Source organism: Variovorax paradoxus (assembly GCF_009755665.1).
Classification (GTDB): Bacteria; Pseudomonadota; Gammaproteobacteria; order Burkholderiales; family Burkholderiaceae_C; genus Variovorax; species Variovorax paradoxus_G.
In genome coordinates, this window is the sequence record NZ_CP046622.1 from 102,582 (window position 1) to 123,120 (window position 20,539).

20 protein-coding genes and 1 tRNA gene are annotated in these 20,539 nt (G+C 66.8%); 7 read left to right on the forward strand and 14 right to left on the reverse strand.

The window, feature by feature from the left end; genetic code table 11:
• Window positions 1-105: 105 nt before the first annotated feature.
• Together boxA and GOQ09_RS00500 are read left to right on the forward strand one after the other, a co-directional pair.
• The gene (gene boxA / locus GOQ09_RS00495; RefSeq protein ID WP_157611208.1) at window positions 106-1,395 is read left to right on the forward strand and encodes a benzoyl-CoA 2,3-epoxidase subunit BoxA; all 1,290 of its coding nucleotides are present in this window, start codon (window positions 106-108) and stop codon (window positions 1,393-1,395) included.
• 10 nt (window positions 1,396-1,405) lie between these two features.
• Window positions 1,406-1,849 carry a MaoC family dehydratase gene (locus GOQ09_RS00500; RefSeq protein ID WP_157611209.1) on the forward strand — a complete coding sequence of 148 codons (444 nt, stop codon included), beginning with the start codon at window positions 1,406-1,408 and terminating at the stop codon, window positions 1,847-1,849.
• 78 nt (window positions 1,850-1,927) lie between these two features.
• Here the strand turns inward: GOQ09_RS00500 and GOQ09_RS00505 are convergent, their stop codons facing one another.
• The 3 genes from GOQ09_RS00505 to GOQ09_RS00515 all read right to left on the reverse strand — a co-directional run bounded on the left by GOQ09_RS00505 (window position 1,928) and on the right by GOQ09_RS00515 (window position 5,010).
• Window positions 1,928-2,437, reverse strand: a complete 510-nt coding sequence (locus GOQ09_RS00505; protein ID WP_157611210.1) for an adhesin — start codon at window positions 2,435-2,437, stop codon at window positions 1,928-1,930.
• 183 nt (window positions 2,438-2,620) lie between these two features.
• Entirely contained in the window at window positions 2,621-3,655 is a 1,035-nt protein-coding gene (locus tag GOQ09_RS00510) for an alpha/beta hydrolase family protein (protein WP_157611211.1), read from the reverse strand.
• A 116-nt stretch (window positions 3,656-3,771) separates the two neighbouring features.
• Complete coding sequence (locus GOQ09_RS00515; protein ID WP_242630945.1) at window positions 3,772-5,010, reverse strand: AraC family transcriptional regulator; 1,239 nt, start codon at window positions 5,008-5,010, stop codon at window positions 3,772-3,774.
• A 48-nt stretch (window positions 5,011-5,058) separates the two neighbouring features.
• On the opposite strand from GOQ09_RS00515, the gene GOQ09_RS00520 reads away from it, so the two are divergent.
• From GOQ09_RS00520 to GOQ09_RS00530, 3 genes are all read left to right on the forward strand, one after another.
• A complete protein-coding gene (locus GOQ09_RS00520) occupies window positions 5,059-5,520 on the forward strand; it encodes an RrF2 family transcriptional regulator (RefSeq protein WP_157611212.1) in 462 nt (153 codons plus the stop codon).
• Window positions 5,510-6,412, forward strand: a complete 903-nt coding sequence (locus tag GOQ09_RS00525) for an NAD(P)/FAD-dependent oxidoreductase (RefSeq protein ID WP_157611213.1) — start codon at window positions 5,510-5,512, stop codon at window positions 6,410-6,412. The genes GOQ09_RS00520 and GOQ09_RS00525 overlap by 11 nt, the downstream gene beginning before the upstream one ends.
• A gap of 48 nt (window positions 6,413-6,460) precedes the next feature.
• Window positions 6,461-6,536: transfer RNA gene (locus GOQ09_RS00530), tRNA-Gly, on the forward strand.
• A 58-nt stretch (window positions 6,537-6,594) separates the two neighbouring features.
• On the opposite strand, the gene fahA is transcribed toward GOQ09_RS00530, so the two are convergent.
• From fahA to GOQ09_RS00565, 7 genes are read right to left on the reverse strand one after another with little or no spacing between them, the layout of a single operon-like run.
• Window positions 6,595-7,917 (reverse strand): fumarylacetoacetase, encoded by a 1,323-nt coding sequence (fahA, locus tag GOQ09_RS00535; RefSeq protein ID WP_157611214.1) that lies wholly within the window; start codon window positions 7,915-7,917, stop codon window positions 6,595-6,597.
• 21 nt (window positions 7,918-7,938) lie between these two features.
• Complete coding sequence (locus GOQ09_RS00540) at window positions 7,939-8,745, reverse strand: cyclase family protein (protein ID WP_157611215.1); 807 nt, start codon at window positions 8,743-8,745, stop codon at window positions 7,939-7,941.
• Between the two features lie 44 nt (window positions 8,746-8,789).
• Window positions 8,790-9,590, reverse strand: coding sequence for an ABC transporter permease (locus GOQ09_RS00545; RefSeq protein WP_157611216.1), 801 nt, complete (start codon window positions 9,588-9,590; stop codon window positions 8,790-8,792).
• A complete protein-coding gene (locus GOQ09_RS00550) occupies window positions 9,587-10,357 on the reverse strand; it encodes an ABC transporter permease (RefSeq protein WP_157611217.1) in 771 nt (256 codons plus the stop codon). The genes GOQ09_RS00545 and GOQ09_RS00550 overlap by 4 nt, the downstream gene beginning before the upstream one ends.
• Window positions 10,350-11,132 carry an ABC transporter ATP-binding protein gene (locus tag GOQ09_RS00555; RefSeq protein ID WP_126746635.1) on the reverse strand — a complete coding sequence of 261 codons (783 nt, stop codon included), beginning with the start codon at window positions 11,130-11,132 and terminating at the stop codon, window positions 10,350-10,352. The genes GOQ09_RS00550 and GOQ09_RS00555 overlap by 8 nt, the downstream gene beginning before the upstream one ends.
• A complete protein-coding gene (locus GOQ09_RS00560; protein WP_157611218.1) occupies window positions 11,129-12,073 on the reverse strand; it encodes an ABC transporter substrate-binding protein in 945 nt (314 codons plus the stop codon). The genes GOQ09_RS00555 and GOQ09_RS00560 overlap by 4 nt, the downstream gene beginning before the upstream one ends.
• Window positions 12,070-12,801 carry a TetR/AcrR family transcriptional regulator gene (locus GOQ09_RS00565; protein WP_157611219.1) on the reverse strand — a complete coding sequence of 244 codons (732 nt, stop codon included), beginning with the start codon at window positions 12,799-12,801 and terminating at the stop codon, window positions 12,070-12,072. The genes GOQ09_RS00560 and GOQ09_RS00565 overlap by 4 nt, the downstream gene beginning before the upstream one ends.
• Before the next feature lie 100 nt (window positions 12,802-12,901).
• Between GOQ09_RS00565 and GOQ09_RS00570 the strand changes: the two genes are divergently transcribed.
• The gene (locus GOQ09_RS00570; protein WP_157616529.1) at window positions 12,902-14,908 is read left to right on the forward strand and encodes an acetoacetate--CoA ligase; all 2,007 of its coding nucleotides are present in this window, start codon (window positions 12,902-12,904) and stop codon (window positions 14,906-14,908) included.
• Here the strand turns inward: GOQ09_RS00570 and GOQ09_RS00575 are convergent.
• From GOQ09_RS00575 to GOQ09_RS00590, 4 genes are all read right to left on the reverse strand, one after another.
• Window positions 14,890-16,788 carry an adenylate/guanylate cyclase domain-containing protein gene (locus GOQ09_RS00575; RefSeq protein ID WP_431769292.1) on the reverse strand — a complete coding sequence of 633 codons (1,899 nt, stop codon included), beginning with the start codon at window positions 16,786-16,788 and terminating at the stop codon, window positions 14,890-14,892. The genes GOQ09_RS00570 and GOQ09_RS00575 overlap by 19 nt on opposite strands.
• A gap of 175 nt (window positions 16,789-16,963) precedes the next feature.
• Window positions 16,964-17,680: a 2OG-Fe(II) oxygenase gene (locus tag GOQ09_RS00580; protein WP_157611220.1), complete on the reverse strand. Its 717-nt coding sequence runs from the start codon at window positions 17,678-17,680 to the stop codon at window positions 16,964-16,966.
• 92 nt (window positions 17,681-17,772) lie between these two features.
• Window positions 17,773-18,177 (reverse strand): phage holin family protein, encoded by a 405-nt coding sequence (locus tag GOQ09_RS00585; protein WP_157611221.1) that lies wholly within the window; start codon window positions 18,175-18,177, stop codon window positions 17,773-17,775.
• Between the two features lie 67 nt (window positions 18,178-18,244).
• The gene (locus GOQ09_RS00590; protein WP_157611222.1) at window positions 18,245-19,153 is read right to left on the reverse strand and encodes a LysR substrate-binding domain-containing protein; all 909 of its coding nucleotides are present in this window, start codon (window positions 19,151-19,153) and stop codon (window positions 18,245-18,247) included.
• Between the two features lie 186 nt (window positions 19,154-19,339).
• Between GOQ09_RS00590 and GOQ09_RS00595 the strand changes: the two genes are divergently transcribed.
• A complete protein-coding gene (locus GOQ09_RS00595) occupies window positions 19,340-20,539 on the forward strand; it encodes an acyl-CoA dehydrogenase (RefSeq protein ID WP_157611223.1) in 1,200 nt (399 codons plus the stop codon).

Sequence of the window (20,539 nt, forward strand, 5' to 3'; positions counted from 1 at the left end):
CCCTCTGGGGGAGGGCAGGGATGGGGGCAAGCAGCGTGACCACGACAAGCGCCGCTTGCCCCCACCCAACCCTCCCCCGGAAGGGGAGGGCTCTAGGAGAACAACATGGACATGGCCGTTGAAGCCGGGGTCATCAAGCAGCACCTGATCGACCCCGAGATCTGCATCCGCTGCAACACCTGCGAGGCCACCTGCCCCGTCAACGCGATCACGCACGACGACAACAACTATGTCGTTCGCGCCGACATCTGCAATGGCTGCATGGCCTGCATCTCGCCGTGCCCGACGGGTTCGATCGACAACTGGCGCACCATGCCGGTGGTGCGCGCGTATTCGATCGAAGAGCAGTTCACCTGGGAATCGCTGCCGGCAGAGCTCTCGCCCGAAGAGCTCGAAGCCGCGGGCGTTGCCGCCGATACAGGCGATGAAGCCGGGGCGGCACCCACACCCGTGCCGACGCAAGCACAGGCCGCTGCCGAGCCCGTCGAGCCCGTCTTCAATTCGGCCCAGTACGGCGCCACCGTGCCGCCGTGGTCCGCCGCGCACGCCTACACCAATCTCTTTCCGCCGAAGTCCCCGACGACGGCGACGGTGGTCGGCAACTTCAACTGCACCGAGGCGGGCTTCGACAGCGAGACGCATCACATCGTGCTCGACTTCGGCGTGGTGCCGTTCCCGGTGCTCGAGGGCCAGTCGATCGGCATCATTCCGCCGGGTGTGGACGCCATCGGCAAACGCCACCATGCGCGCCAGTACTCGGTGGCCAGCCCGCGCAACGGCGAGCGGCCTGGCTACAACAACGTGTCGCTCACCGTGAAGCGCGTGACCGAAGACCACCAGGGCGACCCCGTACGCGGCGTGTGCTCCAACTATGTGTGCGACCTGAAGGTGGGCGACACGGTGCAGGTGGTGGGGCCCTTCGGCGCCTCGTTCCTCATGCCGAACCATCCCAAGTCGCACATCGTGATGATCTGCACCGGCACCGGCAGCGCACCGATGCGTGCCATGACCGAGTGGCGCCGGCGCCTGCGCAAGAGCGGCAAGTTCGAAGGCGGCAAGCTCATGCTGTTCTTCGGCGCGCGCACCCAGCAGGAGCTGCCGTACTTCGGCCCGCTGCAGTCGCTGCCGAAGGACTTCATCGACATCAACCTTGCGTTCTCGCGCACGCCGGGCCAGCCCAAGCGCTATGTGCAAGACCTGATGCGCGAGCGCGCCGCCGACCTGGCCGCGCTGCTGAAGGACGGCGCAAGCCACTTCTACGTGTGCGGCCTCAAGAGCATGGAAGAGGGCGTGGTGCTCGCATTGCGCGACGTGGCGAAGGAAGCGGGCCTGGACTGGGACACCGTGGGTGCCGCACTGAAGCGCGAAGGTCGGCTGCACCTGGAGACGTATTAAGCTGCGGCGGATGAAGTTCGCCGACTTTCACACGGGGCAGGTCATCGAGGCCGGGCCTTACGTTGTTTCCGAGGCGGAGTTGGTCGGGTTTGCGCAAGCGTACGACCCGCAGTCGTTTCATACCGACGCAGAGGCCGCGGCCGGCAGCGCGTTTGGCGGGCTCATCGCGAGCGGATGGCACACCTGCTCCATCGCGATGCGGCTGGTGGTCGATGCCGCGCTCGCGGGCTCCGAGTCGTTCGCGTCGCCGGGGCTCGAGCATGTGCGCTGGCCCCATCCCGTGCGGCCCGGCGACGCCTTGCGGCTCGTGGCCGACGTCATCGAGGTGCGGCGCTCGGAGAAGCGGCCCACGCTGGGCATCATGCGCTGGCGCTGGCGGCTCTTCAACCAACGCGAATTGATGGTGCTCGATGTGGAGGTCACCAGCCTTTTCAGGCTTGAAGCGACAGGCTGACGCACCGTGAAAAAAAGCCCGCAACGCCTGGGCGCTGCGGGCTTCCTGGCCACTAGCGGCCTTTGGGCACGAAACGGTTTACTTCGTTACGTCGACCGCACCCGAGCCCTTGGCCTTGCCGCTGGCTTTCGCGCCCACGGCTGGAGGCTTCACGGCACCGCCGGCCGAACCCACTGCACCTGTCGCGCTGTTCAGCGTGCCGCCTACCGTGTTGGTCACCCCGCCGGCTGCATTGGTTGCGCCGCCCACGGCGCCCGTGGCACCGCCTACCGTATTCGTTGCGTTACCCACGGCACCCGTTGCACCGCCGACCGCGCCTCCGAGGGTATTGCCCAGGCCGCCCGCTGCGCCGCCGGTGCCACCGCCGGGATTGCCGCTGGCAGAGGTGCCCGCTGTTGCGGCCGTTCCCGCCCCTGCACCTGCGCTGCCCTGGGCCGGTGCGGTCTTGACCGCGCCCGACGTGTTGACATCGGCATTCACGCCTACACCGACTCCGACGCCTTGCGCCTGTGCAAAGCCGCTCAGTGCGAGCAGGCTTGCGAGCAAGGCGCCGACGACGATGGACTTGTGTTGTTGTTGCTGCTTCATAGGTAACTTTTCCTTTCGATTGAATGGTCGGATGACCAGAACCGGCTTTGGGCCAGTTCGGTCGCTACCGTGACCACAGCGAGATATGTCGCCGTGTACGAAGCAGTCGCTCACTTGCGTGGGACGCCTCCGTCGGCGGAAACGGGGGCTCGCGCGTTAGCCCCCGGAGCTCGACACGGCCAATCAAAGCAGCAGGTGCGTGCTGAAGAAGATGATTGTCTTGCGGTTCACCTCGGGCAGCGCGGTGGCGCGGTCGAACCCCGGCGGATCGTTGAGCATGTCGCCGAGCAATCCCGTGAGCCCCGGCGGCAGCGGCGAGAGGAGCGAGCCATGTCCGCCTGTGGGCAGGTCGGCAATCAGTTGGCAGCGCGGCAGACATGCGGCGAGCACCCGGTCGCTGTGATAGCGCGGAACCAGCCAGCGGTCCTGCCGCGCGGTGATCAGGCCCAGCGGTACACGTGGCGTGGCGAGCGTGGCCAGGTCGAAGTCCGCCGAAAAAGGAACACCTGCCACCACGGCGGCGATGCGCGGGTCGTGGTGCTCATGCGGCACCGCGTCGCTGAAGCGCCGGCGGATCACGAACAGCGCGCCCCACTTCCTGATGTGGTCGAGCCAGCTTCCTGTCAGCCGTGTGATCAGGCCGACGCAGGCCTGGAAATCGCCTTCGAGGTCGGCCTCGCAATGCCGCGTGAAAGCCGCCGGCGACCAGCGCCCGCCTGCCAGGCTCAGCGCGGTGTGGCCACCGGCCGATATGCCGTACATCCCGACCTTGTCCAGTTCGAGCAGCGGCGCAAGGCGTGCATCGCGCGCGATCGAGTCGATAGCGCGCGAAACCTCGCCTGGGCGCATGGCCCAACTGTCGGGCCCGGGATTGCGGACGTCCTTGTAGTTGTCGGCCCTGTGCTCGGGCATGGCCACGACGAAGCCCGCCTCCACCAAGCCCCGGACGAGGTCTGCATGAACCCACGGGGCACCGCCAGACCCGTGCGAAACGACGATCAGCCGGCCGTTGCCGCGAACCGGAGTGCCTTGCTCGGCCACGTCCAGCGTGAGGCGGCCATGCCGCACCGGCAGGGCCTCGCTGCTGGAGGGGTAGAACACAGTGACGGGCCCATCGCCCGCGGCGCCGGGAATCTCCGAAAGCCCCATGGCGCCATGCGCCAATCCGGCCAACAGCGCCAGCCCCCAAGCCGGCAGCAAGAAAAACACACGTTGCATTGAATCGAACTCCTTGTGGTCGTCAAAGGCCCATGCCTTTGGCGGCCGGAACGATGCCGCGGCGCGCTTGCTGCGTCTTGCCGAAAACCGCAAGCGCGGCTTTCGGCTGCCCGTTTTCAGGAATCGGCCAGCTTTTGCTTGCGGAATTCAGTTGGCGTGAGGCCAGTCGCCGTCTTGAATGTGCGGTTGAACGGTCCGATCGACTGAAAACCCGCGGTGAGCGCGATGGTGAGAACGGGCAGATCGCGCTTGTCCGGATCGGCCAGTGCGGCCATTGCCTCGGCAAGCCGAAAGCCATTGACGAAGGCGCTGAAGTTGCGATGCCCGAGCCGCTGGTTGATAGCCCGCCGCAGGCGGTACTCGGGAACGGCCAACCGCGCGGCCAGGCTGGCGATGCTCAGGTCTTCGCTGCGGTAGGCACGGTCGACCGCCATCGCGCGCTGAAGCGATTCCACCAGCCGGTCGTCTGCGGGATCGGACGCGGCTTCGAGCCTGGCTCCGCTTGAGGAGGGCGCAGCGGCGGGCTCGACCGCTGCAGGAAATGCGGCAGGAAGTACGGCGGGCGGCCTGGCCGGAGCTGCCCCGGCAAGTACTGGCGGGAACAGTTCCGAAGCTCCCAGGCGCACCATCCGCGCCGTCACGACCGCCACGATCAGCAGCAACATCGCGACGTCCGCCGCGGCCCATACACTTGACAACTGGCCATGCGGCGACGCCAGCCTCACTCCGAGCATTGCAAGGCTGTAGCCGATGCCGGTCACCAAGATGAACACGCGCAGCCTGCGCCGCTTCTCCACCAGGTCGCCGCGCCAGCAAGAAGCCGCCGCCAACGCGGCAAGTATCGCGAACACCAATGGCACAGCGCGCTGCAGACCCAGCGTGACGGCGGCGGTCGCCGAAGCGGCTTCGGGCACGGCTGCGCAGTTGAACGCGGCCAGCGCGGCGACCCCCGCCCAGGCGGCCACGTGCATTGGCCGCAGCGTGAAATCGTCGTCGAATAGCGCCTGCACGAACACCCAGAACAGCACCGCATTGCCGACAGAGACCGCAACCAGCGGCGCCTGCCAGGGCCTGGGCACGAGCGCCTCGAACATCGGGGTGGAGCCGACCACCTGCACCGCAAGACCGAGCGCCAGTGCCGCGCCTGCACGCGCGGCCGGCAGGCGGGGCCTGTCGCGGCCCAGCACCAACGCCAGCAGGAGCAGCAATGCGATCAAGACGCCGCGAAGGGCGGCGTCGGCCAGGGTCGAGGGCGCGGAGACGGACATGCAGCGGCTGGAGAAGGGAAGGAATGCCTTGAAAGCGGCCGAAGATAACAGGCGACCAACCGACAACCTTGGGACGCGAAGGGTCAAGAGTGACTGCGGCTACCACCTTGATAGTCATGCAACTAATAATGTTGCATGAAACGAGACAGCAAGCTTTCCGCCGTTCTTCACGTGCTGCTGCACATGGCCGAGACTGACGGGCCCGTCACCTCCGAATCGCTGGCCGTCGCAATGCACACCAACCCGGTCGTGGTGCGGCGGGTCATGGCAGGCCTGCGCCAGGCCGGCTTCGTGAGCTCGGCCAAGGGCCATGGCGGCGGGTGGGTGCTGTCGTGCTCGCTGGCCGCGGTAACGCTGGGCGACATCCACAACGCGGTCGGCTCGCCCGCGCTGCTGGCCATGGGCAACCGCACCGAGAGCCCCGGCTGCGTCGTCGAGCAGGCGGTGAACGCCGCGCTCGACGGTGCCTGCCAGGAGGCCGAGGCCTTGCTGCTCAAGCGTTTCAACAGCATCACCCTGGCCGACTTGTCGAAAGACTTTCATCGCCGCATGACGGGCGGCGGCTTCACTCAGAAGGACATTGAACATGCGCTATGACGCTCTTGTCGTGGGCGGCAGCTTTGCCGGCCTTTCCGCTGCAATGCAGCTTGCCCGTGCGCGCAAGAAAGTGTGCGTGGTCGATGCGGGCGCGCCGCGCAACCGCTTTGCCGCCGCCTCGCACGGATTTTTCGGCCAGGACGGCACGCCGCCGATGAAGATGATTGCCGATGCCCGCGCCAAGGTGCTGGCGTATCCGAACGTCGCCTTCATCGAAGGGAGCGTGGCGAGTGCCCATGCCGATGGCTCGGGCGGGTTCAATGCGTCCCTGGAAGGCGGCCAACAGCTATCGGCCGGCAAGATCGTTCTGGCATTCGGCGTGCAGGACGGCTTTCCGGACATCGCCGGCGTGCGCGAACGCTGGGGCACCAGCGTGCTGCACTGCCCCTATTGCCACGGCTATGAGTTCAGCGGCAGGCAACTGGGCATCCTGCTCGAAAGCCCGCACCCACCCGAGCACGCAATGCTCATCGCCGAATGGGGGCCGGCCACGCTGTTCTTGAACGGCAACAACTCGGTCGACGAAGAAGTGCGCACCAAGCTGCAGGCGCGCGGCGTGACCATCGAAACGGATCGCGTCGTGGCGCTCGAAGGGCCGGGGCAGGAACTGTCCGCCGTGCGCGTTGAGGGCGGCCGCCTCGTGCCGCTCGACGCGCTGTTCCTGGCGCCCCGCACGCGGCCAGGCAGTCCGCTGGCCGAACAGCTGGGTTGCGCATTCGACGACGGTCCGTTCGGCCCGGTGATCCGCACCGACGCGATGAAGATGACCACGGTGCCCGGCGTCTTTGCCGCGGGCGATGCCGCCATGCTCATGCACAACGCCACGCTGGCGTCCGCCGACGGCGTGATGGCGGGGGTGTCTCTGCACAGGTCGCTGGTGTTCGAAACCTGACCCCGCCGAAACGGCTCCAAAATCCCTCTATAATTCGACTCCTGAAATGCGGGAATAGCTCAGTTGGTAGAGCGCAACCTTGCCAAGGTTGAGGTCGAGAGTTCGAGACTCTTTTCCCGCTCCACATTTCGTGCAAAAGGCCACCTCACCGGTGGCCTTTTCTTTTGGGCGCTGCAAAGTTTTCAGCCCCGTGCCGGCAGCACCGTCCCCCGGCTTTCGCCGAATCCGATGCGCGCGTGCCCCGGCTTCTCGCACCAGCCGCGCAGCAGCACCGCATCGCCGTCTTCCAGAAAGCCGCGCTGCTCACCGTTGGCCAGAGTGACCGGGCTTTGTGCGGCGCGCGTCAGTTCGATGATGGCGCCGGCCTCTCCGGGCCCCGGCCCCGAGATGGTTCCGCTGCCGAACAGGTCGCCAGGGTTCAGGCTGCAGCCGCCCACCGTGTGGTGCGCCACCATTTGCGCCACGCTCCAGTACTGGTGCTTGAAGCTCGTGCGCGACAGGCGGGAGGGGCCGCTCCTGTCGCTCCGCGCCTTTTCGCTTTCGAGCCACACCTCGAGCCGGATGTCGATGGCACCGCTCTCGCGGTTCGCTTCGTTCTCCAGGTAGTCGAGCGGCTGGGGCTCGTTCGCGGGCCGCGTCCAGGCCTGGCGATACGGCGCCAGCGCTTCCATCGTCACGATCCACGGCGAGATGGTGGTCGCAAAGTTCTTTGCCAGAAAGGGCCCGAGCGGCGCCATCTCCCAGAACTGGATGTCTCGTGCCGACCAGTCGTTGAGCAGGCAGATGCCGAAGATGTGTTCTTCCGCATGCGCGAGCGGAATGGGCTCGCCCGCCGCATTGCCTTCGCCGATCCACACGCCGAGCTCGAGCTCATAGTCGAGCCGCGCGCAGGCGTGGTACGTCGGTGCCTTTGCGCCCGGCGCCATCGTCTGTCCCATGGGGCGGTGAAAGCGCTGGCCGCTGACGCCGATGGTCGACACGCGCCCGTGGTACGCCGTCGGAACCCAGCGGAAGTTCGGCGTCACGTCCCCATCGGGGTTCATCAGGCGGCTGATGTTGAGCGCGTGGTCGATGGAGGTGTAGAAGTCGGTGTAGTCGCCGATGCGCGCGGGCACCGTGTATTCGACCTCGGTTTGCGGCACCAGGCATTCGCGCACGGCGTTTCTCGTCGCGATCGGTGCGTCGCCCCGCAGCAATGCGAACACCGCGTGGCGCAGCGCCTGCCATGCGGAGCCGCCGAGCGCGAAGAAGTCGTTGAGCGCAGGCAACGCGGCGGCGCGGGCCGCATCGAGCGCGAGCCCGTCGAGCAGCTGGCGCGCCGAGAGCGCCGCAACGTCGAGCACCTGGTCGCCAATGGCGATGCCGCCGCGAAACGGCTCCGGACTGCCCGCACGGCGGAACACCGCATAGGGCAGGTTCTGGATCGGAAAGTCTGTTTCAGCGGCATTGGCCGCGTCGAGCCAGCTTCTGATGCCGGCGTCATGCGTGTGGTTGAGCGCGCTCATTTTGTCTTGAAGCCCTGGGGTTCAGACCGACGCCATCAGCGCATCGTCGAAGATCGCGACCGCGCGCGTCCAGCCCGCGGATGCGCCGCGGATCTTGTGCGGAAAGCAGCTGATGAAGAATCCGGTGGGCGGCAGCACCTCCAGGTTGTGCAGCTTCTCGATATGGCAATAGCCGATGTCGCGGCCGGCCTTGTGGCCTTCCCAGATGAGCGAGGCATCCTTCGTTTCGCCGTACTTCTTGGCCGTGTGCACGAAGGGCGCATCCCAGCTCCACGCATCGGTGCCCGTCAGGCGCACGCCGCGCTCCAGCAGATACATGGTGGCTTCGTAGCCCATGCCCGCGCCGGCCGACACATAGTCGGGGTTGCCGTAGCGCGAACCTGCACGCGTGTTCACCACCACGATCTCCAGCGGGCTCAGCGTGTGGCCGATGCGCTTGAGCTCGGCTTCCACGTCGTCGGCCGTGACCACATAGCCATCTGCAAAGTGGCGAAAGTCGAGCTTCACGCCCGGCTGAAAGCACCATTCGAGCGGCACGTCGTGAATGGCAATGGCCGGCTTCTTCTCGCCCAGCGCCTTGTCCATCGTGGAGTGGAAGTGATAGGGCGCATCGAGGTGCGTGCCGTTGTGCGTGGAAAGCTGCACCAGCTCCACGGCCCAACCCTCGCCGTCGGGCAGGTCTTCTTTCCTGAGGCCGGGAAAGAAGGGCTCGATCTGCTCGTACGTCTGCTCGTGCGTGAAGTACTGGATCTTCGGCGCGAAGGCGGGCGGATCGGAGAGCACATCGTTCTCGAGAAAGATCGACAGGTCGACAAACTTGCGTGGCATGGCGGGGCTCCTTGCAGGGTATTGATGTTGGCGTGAAGATTTCGTCAGGGCTGCTGCCAGCGCAGCAGCCGCTTCTCGGCAAAGGCCAGCAGCGCGTTGCTCACGAAGCCGATGAGCCCGAGCAGCACGATGCCGGCGAAAAGTTCGCTGGCGCGAAACGCGCGCGCCGCGAGAAGAATGGCCTGGCCCAGGCCGCTTTGCGAGGCGATCATTTCGCCCACCACCGCAACGATGAGCGCAATGGTCAGCGCGAGCCGCATGCCGGCCAGGATGTCGGGCATGGCATTGGGCAGGCCCATCTTCCAGACGAAGGCCGCGCGCGACATCTGCAGGCAGCGCGCCACTTCCGAAAGCCGCGGCTCCACGGCCGCGAAGCCGTGCACCGTGGCCAGCAGCACCGGCCACATCGCGCCGAAGGCCACCACGAAGAGCACCATGCCCGGGTTCAGTCCGAAGATCGAGATGGCCAGCGGCAGCAGCGCCGAGGCCGGCAGCGGGCGAATGAATTCAAGCGTTGGCTGCACCCACGCGCGCACTGCGGGTGACACGCCAATGGCCGCACCCAGCACTACGCCGAACAGCGAGGCCAGCAGCCAGCCCTGCACCATGCGGCCCACGGTGGCCTGCGTGAAGCCGAGCAGTTCGCCGTTGCCCCCATTGACGTTCGCGCCCGAGAGGTTGAGCCCTTCGAGCAGGCTCGCGAAGGTGGCTTGCGGCGTGGGCAGGAACACGCGACTCACCCAGCCGGCATTGCTTGCAACCCACCACAGTGCAATGAGCGCGCACAGCACGGCGAAGGAGCCGAGCCACTCCGTGCCGACGCGGCGGCGGCTTGCCTCGTTCATGGCAGCACCCCCATGCGCCGCGCGACCACGCGCTGCAGCAGCACCATGCCCGCATTGATCGCAAAGCCCACTACGCCGATCCAGCCAAGCCAGGCGAGCATCAGCGCAGGGTCGAAGCTCTGCTGCGCGATCATCATCGCGTAGCCCATGCCGTGCGGGTTGGCCGCAATCTCCACCGTCACGGCCACCACCAGCGCCACCGCCACGCCGAGGCGGAGTGCGACGAACAGGCGCGGCACGATGGCCGGCAGCACGATCTTGAAGGCCCGCTCGCGCGGCGAGAGACCCAGCACGCGGCTCACTTCGAGCAGCCGGGGCTCGATCTGCTGCACCGCCGACTGCACCAGCACCAGCAGCGGCCAGAAGGTGGCGAACGCGACGATGGCCAGCTCCATGCGCACGCCGAAGCCGAAGGTCAGCATTGCGAGCGGAATCAGTGCGACCGAAGGCACCGGCCGCAGCACTTCGATGGAAAGCGAACCAAGCTGCGCCGCGCGGCGCGAGAGACCGATCACCAGCCCGAGTGCAATGCCGAGCACCGCGCCCACCAGCAGGCCGAGCGCGGCCGTGCCCAGCGTGAAGCCCGTGGCCTGCCACAGCGAGCCGTCGAGCGCCGCGCCCATGAAGGCCTTGGCCGCGGCGCTCGGTGGCGCAAGCGCGTCGCTGCCCAATGCGGCCGCGCGGCGTGCGTACCACTCGAACGCGCCGACCAGCATGGCCGGAAAGACCCATGGCCGCAGCCACCGAAAGATGCCGCGTTCAGTCATGGCCCTGCTCGATGAAGGCGAACAACTCGCGGCGCAGCCGCAGATACTCCGGATGCTCCTTGGTCGTGAGCTGGTCGCGCGGGCGCGGAATCTTCACGTCGATCATCCGCGCGAGGCTGGGCCGCCCCGGGCCGGGGTTGGCTTGCAGCGCGATCACGCGGTCGCCCAGATAGATGGCTTCTTCCAGGTCGTGCGTGACGAACAGCACCGTCAGCCCGTCGTCGCGCACCAGTCGCGCGAGCTCGTCCTGCAGGCTCTGGCGCGTAAGCGCATCGAGCGCGCCGAAGGGCTCGTCCATCATCATGAGTTCGGGCTTCTGCGCCAGGCAGCGAGCGATCTGCGCGCGCTGCTGCATGCCGCCCGAAAGCTGCACCGGAAACTTCTGCGCGTGCTTTGCAAGGCCCACCTTGCCGAGCACGTCGGCAATGCGCGGCGCACGCTCGGCCGCGGGCACACCGGCGGCCTCGAGCGCCAGGCTCACGTTGCCTTCCACCGTGCGCCAGGGCAGCAGCGCGCGGCCATAGTCCTGGAACACGAAGGCCACTTCGCGCGAAGGCTCCGTCATCTTCACGCCGTTGCGCCGCACTTCTCCGGCACTGGCGGTGACAAGGCCGCTGGCCGCGCGCAGCAGCGTGGTCTTGCCGCAGCCGCTCGGGCCGACGATGCAGACGAACTCGCCGCGCGCCACGTCGAACGAAGTGGGCGACAGGATCTCGCGCCCGCCGAGCCGGATCGCGACGCCGTCGAAGCGAAGAAAGTCGGCGGCAGCGTTCACTTGGCAATCAGCTTTGCAACGTCGATGGAGGTCTTCAGCATGTCCTGGTCCTTCATCAGGCCGACCCAGTAGCCCAGCTGCTTTTCGTTCACCGTGGCGCCCGGCGGCGAGATCTGGATCTTCGCGAGCACCTCGGGCGGCAGCTTGATGTACTTGCCGATGGCCGCGCGCACCTTGGCGTCGTTCTTCGGCTGCTGCATGAAGGCCGCGGCCTCGACCAGCGATTCGCGGAACGCGCGCGCGGCAGCCGGGTTCTTTGCCACCCATTCGCGCTTGGCCGCATGCACGATGGTCTGGTTGTTCTCCGGCAAGAAGGTGGAGTAATAGGAGGCCACGTAGCCCGCGCCGCTCTCGGTGATGCGGCTCATGAACGGGTCGGCCGACACCACTGCATCGACCGAGCCGCCGCGCAGCAGGTCGGCGTGCTGCGGAAACGACGCCTCGACGAAGTTGACCTTGCGGTAGTCCACGCCGCTGTCCTTGAGCCATGCGCGAAAGGTCACGTGCAGGAACGCGCCGAGCCCGGGCACGCCGATTTTCTTGCCTACGCAATCCTGCGGGTTCTTGATGCCCGAGCCCGCGCGCGCCACCAGGCCGAAGCCGGTGATCGTCTTCGACGTGAGTCCGCCGCCCGCGACCAGCACAAGGTCGAGCCCGCCATCCACCGCCTGCAGGAACACCGAGGGCGTGGGCCCGCCGATCTGCAGCGAGTCGGACTGCAGCGCCGCGGGAATGGTGGAGTTGAGCGGAATGAACTTGAGCTCGACCTCGAGGTTGCGCTTCTTGAAGTAGCCCTCTTCGGCGGATACGAACACCGAGGCGAAGTCCGACACGGCCGTGTAGCCGAACACGATCTTCGGGTTCGATTGCGCGCGCGATGGCAGGGCCGCGGCGGCCGATGCGGCGCCCAGCACCGACAGCAGGGTGCGTCGTTTCATCATGTCTTTTGTCTCCTGGGAGTGGTGGTTTTCTTTGGCGGGGCCTTCGGGCGCGGCAGCGCTGCACGCAGCCCGCCGACGATGAAGTTCACGAGCATTGGCGTGGCCGCCGGATCGCTGCGCACGTTCTCGCCGTGCGACAGCCGTTCGATGCGGCTGTCGTTCAGGTGATGCAGCAGCGCCCCCAGCGCGAACTGGTAGGCCCACGCCACTTGCCCGCGCGTGGCGTGCGGCATGGCGAGGTGCAGTGCATCGATGTACGCCTCGGCCAGCGGATCGAAGTAGCCGCGCAACACGCGGTCGGCTTCTTCGGTGGCGTGGTAGAGCTCGCGCGCCACCAGCAGCGCGTAGTACTCGCCCTCGGCGCTGGCGCGCAGCGCAAGCACCGGACCGGTGAAAGCTTCGATGATGCGCGGCAGCGTGCGCAGGTCGGCCGGGTCGATGTGCACCGCCTTGAGGCCCGCCAGCCGCTCATCGATGCTGTGACTCCAGTGCTCGAAAATCGCATGGAAGAGCTCGTGCTTCGGGCCGTAGTAGTAGCCCACCAGGGCCAGCGGCACGCCCGCCTCTTCGGCAATCTGGCGGATCGTGACCGCGTGGTAGCCGTGCTGTGCAAAGAGCTTTTCTGCCGCCAGCAGAATGGCCTGCCGCCGGTCGGGCCGGGTGGCTTCAGCCACGGGGGCCGCAGCCCGGTGGGCGCTTCGTTTGGCGGGCGGGGTCCGGGTGTTCATCGGGCGTATTGAACGGCCGTACAAAACTATTGAACACGCGTACAAACCCTGAGGTCAACCCCGATTGAGCGGCGTGGAATGCGGCATTACGCTCAATGCCATGCTCGCTCCCAACACTCCCCAGATCCGCCTCTACCAAGACTGGCTGCGCGACAAGCGCGGCCTGTCGTTCGACACCTACGACGCGCTGTGGCGCTGGTCAGTGACTGACCTGGACGCCTTTTGGCAAAGCATCTGGGACTACATGGGCATGCAGTCGCCCACGGCGCACACCGCGGTGCTGGCCGGAGCGCGCATGCCCGGCGCCACGTGGTTCCCGGGCGCGCAGGTCAACTACGCGCGCGAGGTGCTGCGCCATGCCGATGCGGCGCACGTGGCCGGCATGCCCGCCATCGTGAGCGACAACGAACTCGGCCAAGTGCGTGAGATGTCGTGGCCCGAGCTGCGCCGCCAGGTGGCTTCGGTCGCGCTCACGCTGCGCTCGCTTGGCGTGCGGCGCGGAGACCGCGTGGCCGCCTACATGCCCAACGTGCCCGAAACCATGGTGGCGTTTCTCGCGTGCTCGAGCATCGGCGCGGTGTGGAGCGTGTGCGCGCCCGACATGGGCACGGCCGCCGTGGTCGACCGCTTCCGGCAGATCGAACCGACGCTGCTGATTGCTGCCGACGGCGTGCACTACGGCGCCAAGCCCATCGACCGCAGCGCAGTGGTGCAAGAGCTGCGCGGCGCACTGCCCAGCGTGCAGAAGCTGCTGCTGCTCAGAACACCGTATGCCGCGCAACAGCTTGACGCCGACGCCGGTTGGCAAGACGCCATTGCGCGCAATGACGCCGAGGTGGCCGCGTTCGAACCCGAGTGGCTGCCCTTCGACCATCCGATCTGGATCGTCTATTCGAGCGGCACCACCGGCCTGCCCAAGCCCATCGTGCACGGACAGGGCGGCATCATCATGACGATGTATGCCTGCGGGCTGCACAACGACGTGGGCGCGAGCTACGGTGCCAACAACTTCGGCGAGCGCTTTCACTGGTACAGCTCCACGGGGTGGGTCATGTGGAACTGCCAGCTCGGCGGGCTGGCCTTCGGCTCGACCATCGTCATCTACGACGGCCATCCGGCTGGCAGCAAGGAGAAGCCCGACTGGGCCGTGCTGTGGCGCTTTGTCGCCAAGCACCGCATCACCTTCTTCGGCGCCGGCGCGGCCTACTTCACCAATTGCATGAAGGCCGGTGTGGTGGCCGCCGAATGCGGAGACCTCACCCGCGTGCGCGCGCTCGGCAGCACCGGCTCGCCGCTGTCGGAAGAAGTGCAGCGCTGGGGAACAGAGCAGCTGCTGGGCGCGGGCGCCGACAGCGTGTGGTGGTGCAACATTTCGGGCGGCACCGATTTCTGCGGCGCATTTGTCGGCGGCAACCGCGAGCTGCCCGAGGTGCCCGGCCAGATGCAATGCCGGCAGCTCGGCCACTCGGTCGAGGCATGGAACGAAGACGGCCAGCCCGTCATCGGCGAGGTGGGCGAGCTGGTCTGCACCAAGCCCATTCCATCGATGCCGCTGTACTTCTGGGGCGACGAAGGCAATGCGCGCTACCTGTCGAGCTACTTCGACACCTACCCCGGCATCTGGCGCCACGGCGACTGGATCAAGATCGGCGAAGACGGCGGTTGCATCATCTACGGCCGCAGCGACGCCACCATCAACCGCCAGGGCCTGCGCATGGGCACCAGCGAGATCTACAGCGCCGTGGAAGGACTGCCCGAAGTGCTCGACTCGATGGTGGTCGACCTCGAATACCTCGGCCGCGAAAGCTACATGCCGCTGTTCGTGGTGCTGCGCCCCGGCGTGCCGCTGGACGACGCCATGCGCGCGAAGATCAACGACGCCATCAAGACATCGCTCTCGCCGCGCTTTGCGCCCAACGACATCTTCCAGGTCGACGAGATCCCGCGCACGCTTTCGGGCAAGAAGCAGGAGCTGCCGATCAAGAAGCTGCTGCTCGGCCAGCCGATCGAGAAAGTGGTCAACCGCGAGGCCATGGCCAATCCCGGCAGCCTCGACTGGTTCGTGGCCTTTGCAGCGCGGCGCGCGGCTCAGGCCAGCAGTTCGTAGAGCACCATGCGCGTGCGGCGCCCGCGAATCTCGGCGTCTTCCTCGATGCGGCGCGTACGCAACCGCCCGCGCAGCGCTTCATAGGTGGCCTCCGACACTAGCGTTTGCGTGCCCAGCTGCTTGTTGATGCCCTCGATGCGGCTCGCCACGTTGATCACGTCGCCGAACGCGGTGTAGGCCAGGCGGTCGTTCGACCCGAGCACGCCGGCGATCACCACGCCCGTGTGAATGCCGATGCGCGTGCGGAATTCAGGCAGGCCTTGGGCGCGCCATTTGCGGTTGAGCTCGCCCATTTCGGCGTGCAGCTGAAGGGCCGCTGTGCAGGCCTGGTATTCGGCGTCGCGCAGGTCCGCGGGCGCGCCCCACAGCACCATGATGCCGTCGCCGATGAACTTGTCGATCACGCCGCCGTGCTGCGCGAACACGCGCGCCGCAAGATTGAAGTACTCCGTCAGCATGCCCACCAGCACGTCAGGTTCAAGCGATTCGGAGATACGGGCAAAACCTTCGACATCGGTGAACATCGCGGCAATGCGGCGCGGCGAACCGCTGGGCGCCAGCGTGTGGCCTTCGGCGATGAGCCGGTTGATCACGTCCACCGGCACGAACTTGCTGAACGCCTTGAGGCTTCGCGCCGATTCGTCCAGGGCCTGGTCCAGGTGCTGGATCTCGAGCACCCGGCTCGGCTCGCGCGGCAGGTTGTCCAGCTCCAGCAAGCCGATGCGCCGCGCAATGCGCGAGAGGTTCTCGACCGGAGACGTGACCAGCTTGGAGAGCCGCAGCGACAGCAACAGCGTCGCCGCCAGGAAAATCACCGCCAGCAACAGCCCCCACAGCACGGTCCGCTGCAGGCTGCCCAGCAGCATGTCTTCGGGCACCCAGCTCACCAGCTGCCAGCCGGTGGACGGAATGCGCGAGTGCTGCACCAGATAGCGCTTGCCCTCGAACGCGATTGAAAAGCTGGTGTCGTGCGGGCCTGCCGCAAGGCCGTCGGCAGCCATGTGCTCGTGCAGCGCGCCCAGAATGCCGCCCTTGGCCGGTGCCAGTTCGCGGACCACGCCCGGTACGTCGCTGCGGGCGAGCACTTGATAGTCGGCGCTCAGCAATGCACTGTTGCCTTGGCCGCTGCCGCTGCTGAAGAGGCGCACGAATTCGGACAACCGCCCCAGCGATACGTCGCCCGCCACGACCATGGCGCCCCCGCTGCCTTCGTCCGGGCCGCGCCTGCTTGGCTGTGCATAGGTCACGCCCAGCTCCTGCGCGGCGGCAAAAACGTAGGGCTGGGTCCAGATCGGGCCCTTGGCCTGGCGGGCCTGCAGGTACCAGCTGCGCTGCGTCGGGTCGTAGCTGCTGCGGTAGGCCTCGATGCGCGTCGTGCCGTAGCGCTGCCGCACGTCGCCCGGCACATTGGAGGCCGGCTTGTACTGCCATGTTTCCGTGGTGAAGGCCGGCCCGCGCGAAATCTGACGCACCGCCAGCGCCGGGTAGCGCAACACCATCAGCATCTGGCCGTCGTTGTTGGCCACGTAGGTGCTGTCGAGTTCGGGCGATTGCTGCAGCAGCGTCCACAGCAGCTCGGCGGTCTGGCCGGAGTTGTCACCCGCGGGGCGCAGGTTGGGCGAGTCGCTGATTGCGCCCACCACCGATTCAGTCTTGGCCAGGAAGGCGAGCACCTTGTCTTCGGTGCGGTCGTGGTTTGCCTTGTGGGCCGATTGGCCGATGCTGGAGACCAGGCGCTGCGAGCCCCAGTAGCCCAGCGCCACCAGCAGCAGCGACTGGCTCAGGGCAACGGCGCTGACGACAGTGCCCACGTCCACTCTGAAGCGGCGCGGCTTGCGATAGGGGCCCGTGGCCCTTGGCGGTGTTGTTGTTGTCTCCACAAAAGCAAAAGACGGCTGCCCCGTCGAGGAATGCAGCGGTCATTTTGCGTTGAGTGCGCTAACAGGTGTCAGCGTAAGTGTGCATTGCGCTACTAACGCACTGAAGTTTTCAACCGAGGTGTGCAGGATTTCGCGGCTGCCGCAACACTTCCGCGGCGCACGGGAACTATTTGGGTCAACGCGCGTCGTGAAAAATAATTCCGAGCGTGTGCCGCCGCCCGGAGCGCACGCGGCTCACGCCATGCCGCATGGTCACACGGTAGGTGCCGCGCGTGCCTGCCACCGGCCGCTGGTTGACCGCGAAGATCACCGCCTCGCCCTGCGCAAGCGACACCACCTCGGCGCGCGACTGCATGCGCGGCCGCTGCTCGGTCAGCACGAATTCGCCGCCCGTGAAGTCTTGTCCCGGGCGACTCAGCAGCACCGTGAGCTGCAGCGGAAACTGCAGGTCGCCATACAGGTCCTGATGCAGGCAGTTGTAGTCGCCCTCTTCGTAGCGAAGCAGTAGCGGCGTGGGGCGCAACTGGCCCGCCGCATGGCAGCGCGCGAGGTAGGAGGCGTGGTCCGCCGGGTAGTCGGCCGGCTGGCCCATGGCCGCGGCCCATGCGTTGGCAAGAGGCGCCAGCCGTTCGTAGAGGGCGCTGCGCCACCCGGCGAGCAAGGGTGGCAGGGGGTTGGCGAAGTACTGGTACTCGCCTTGGCCGAAGCCGTGGCGCTGCATCACCACGCGGCTGCGGAAATGACCGGACTCGTTGTAGAGCGCGGCCAGCGCGGTGCATTCCTTGGGGCTGAACAGCACGCCCGTCGTGGCGCAGCCGCGCGTGGCAAGCTCGGTTTCGATGCGCGGCCAGTCGAGGGCTGCAACGGATTTTTCGGGAGAGATCGTCGGCATGCGGGCAGTGTGCTGCCGGCGCAGCGGCGGCGCTGGCCGTTTCCGGACACCACTTCCTGCGTGCCTACCCGCGGCCTATATCCGCCCCGCGCTTATATCCACTTGCCGCTGCCCGTCGGCATCTGAATGTTGGTGGCTGGGTCGCCGCTGCTCACCAGCGCGCCGATGGCAATGCTCAGCAGCGAGATGAAGATGCTCGCGAAGAACGCGGTCCAGAAACCCGAGACCTTGAACCCGCGCACCAGCGCGGCCACCAGCATGATCATCAGCGCGTTGATCACCAGCAGGAAGAGGCCGAAGGTCAGCAGCGTCAACGGAAGGGTGAGCACGATCAGAAGCGGCTTGACCACGGCATTGGCCAGGCCGAGCAGCAGGGCCGAGATCACCAGTGCCGAAGTGCTCTCGAACTTGAGGCCGCGGAAGATCAGGCTTGCGACCCACAGCGACAGCGCCGTGATGGCCCAGTGCACGAGAAAGGGGGCGAGGTTGTTCAGCATGGTGTGAGAGGCGGAAGAGGCGGAAGACGGTCCGCCTGGTGGTTCAGGCCATCATATCGGCAGCGTCTCAGGATGAGTCGCGCCGTGCCTCGGCCAAGAGCCAGTCGCTGAAGAACTTCAGCAGCGGCCGCTGGTCGGCGCGTTCGGGCGTTACAAGGTAGTAGTTGCGCTCGCCCGAGAGCGGCCGTGCGCAGGCCACCACGAGTTCGCCGCGTGCAAGCTCGTCGGCCACCAGCATCGTCGGCATCAGCGCCACGCCAAGGCCGTGCGAAGCCGCCGCGGCCAATATGGAAAACAGCTCATAGCGCGGCCCGCCGCGCGCATTGGGTGCATCGATCTGCTGCGCGTCGAACCACTGGCGCCAGCCGTCCGGCCGCGTGCTCTGTTGCAGCAGCGGCATCTTCGCGATGGCCGCGGGCGCCACCGGCTTGCCACGCGGCAGAAGCGAAGGGCTGCACACCGGCACGACGTCTTCATGCATGAGCATGACGGTGTGCGTGCCGGCCCAGTTTTGTACCTGCGCGGGCGTGCCGGCGTACAGCGCGGCGTCGAACTCCGCATCGGCAAAAAGAAACGGCCGGGTGCGCGTCTCGATGTGCACCACCACGTCGGGCTGCAGCGCTGCAAAGCCCTTCAGGCGCGGCATCAGCCAGCGCGTGGCAAAGGTGGGCACGGCCGCCAAAGAGAGAGAGCCGCCTTCGCCTTGGTGTGCCATGGCGTCGAGCGTGTCGCGCTCCATGGCTTCGAGGCGTTTGGTGATCTGCCGCGCATACGCCGCGCCGCTCGCGGTAAGAGCCACGCCATGGCGGGTGCGGCGGAACAGCGCCACGCCCAGGAAGGCCTCCAGCGTGCCGATCTGGCGCGACACCGCGCTTTGCGTAAGCGCGAGTTCCTGCGCGGCGCGGGTGTAGCTCTCGTGGCGCGCGGCGGCGGCGAAGCATACGAGAGTCTGCAGGGGTGGGATCTTGCGGCGCATGTATGCCGCTAGTGTATGACTGGTGCCCGGCCGCTACCAATGGAAACACCTCTGCGCAGAGCCACAAGTTGTGCGTGGTGCGCATATCTGGGTGAGGATTCATCGTTTGCGCCCGGCCCTTTGCATGGCTAGGATCGGCCCATTCCCCCTCGGTTTCTTTTTTTCCCCTATTCCGGAGACAGCCACATGGCCGCCAAAGCGCAATTCCACTGGGACGACCCCCTTCTTCTCAACCAGCAACTGACCGACGAAGAACGCATGATCCGCGACGCGGCCAATGCCTACTGCCAGGAGCGCCTGGCGCCCCGCGTCATCGAAGGCTTTCGCACCGGCGAAACCGACCCCGCCATCTTTCGCGAAATGGGCGCGCTCGGCCTGCTGGGCCCCACGATTCCCGAGCAGTACGGCGGCCCCGGCCTCAACTACGTGGCCTACGGCCTGATCGCCCGCGAAGTCGAGCGCGTCGATTCGGGCTACCGCTCGATGGCCAGCGTGCAGAGCTCGCTGGTCATGGTGCCCATCTTCGAATTCGGCACCGAAGCGCAAAAGCAGAAGTTCCTGCCCAAGCTCGCCACCGGCGAATGGATCGGCTGCTTCGGCCTGACCGAACCCGACCACGGCTCCGACCCCGGCAGCATGGTCACCCGCGCCAAGAAGGTGCCGGGCGGCTACTCGCTCAGCGGCGCCAAGATGTGGATCAGCAACTCGCCCATAGCCGACGTGTTCGTGGTGTGGGCCAAGGAAGTCAGCGAAAGCGGCACCGTGGGCCCGATCCGCGGCTTTGTGCTCGAAAAGGGCATGAAGGGCCTCTCGGCTCCTGCGATCCACGGCAAGGTCGGCCTGCGCGCCAGCATCACCGGCGAGATCGTGATGGACGGCGTGTTCTGCCCTGAAGAAAACGCGTTCCCTGAAGTGCAGGGCCTCAAGGGCCCGTTCACCTGCCTGAACAGCGCGCGCTACGGCATCTCGTGGGGCGCACTCGGCGCCGCCGAAGACTGCTGGCACCGCGCTCGCCAGTACACGCTGGACCGCAAGCAATTCGGCCGCCCGCTCGCGGCCAACCAGCTCATCCAGAAGAAGCTGGCCGACATGCAGACCGAGATCACCCTGGGCCTGCAAGGGAGCCTCCGCCTGGGCCGCATGAAGGACGAAGGCACGGCTTCGGTCGAGATCACCTCGATCATGAAGCGCAACAACTGCGGCAAGGCGCTCGACATTGCCCGCCTGGCACGCGACATGATGGGCGGCAACGGCATCAGCGACGAATTCGGCGTGGCGCGCCACCTGGTGAACCTCGAAGTGGTGAACACCTACGAAGGCACCCACGACATCCACGCGCTCATCCTGGGCCGCGCGATCACCGGCATTGCGGCTTTCGCGAACTAA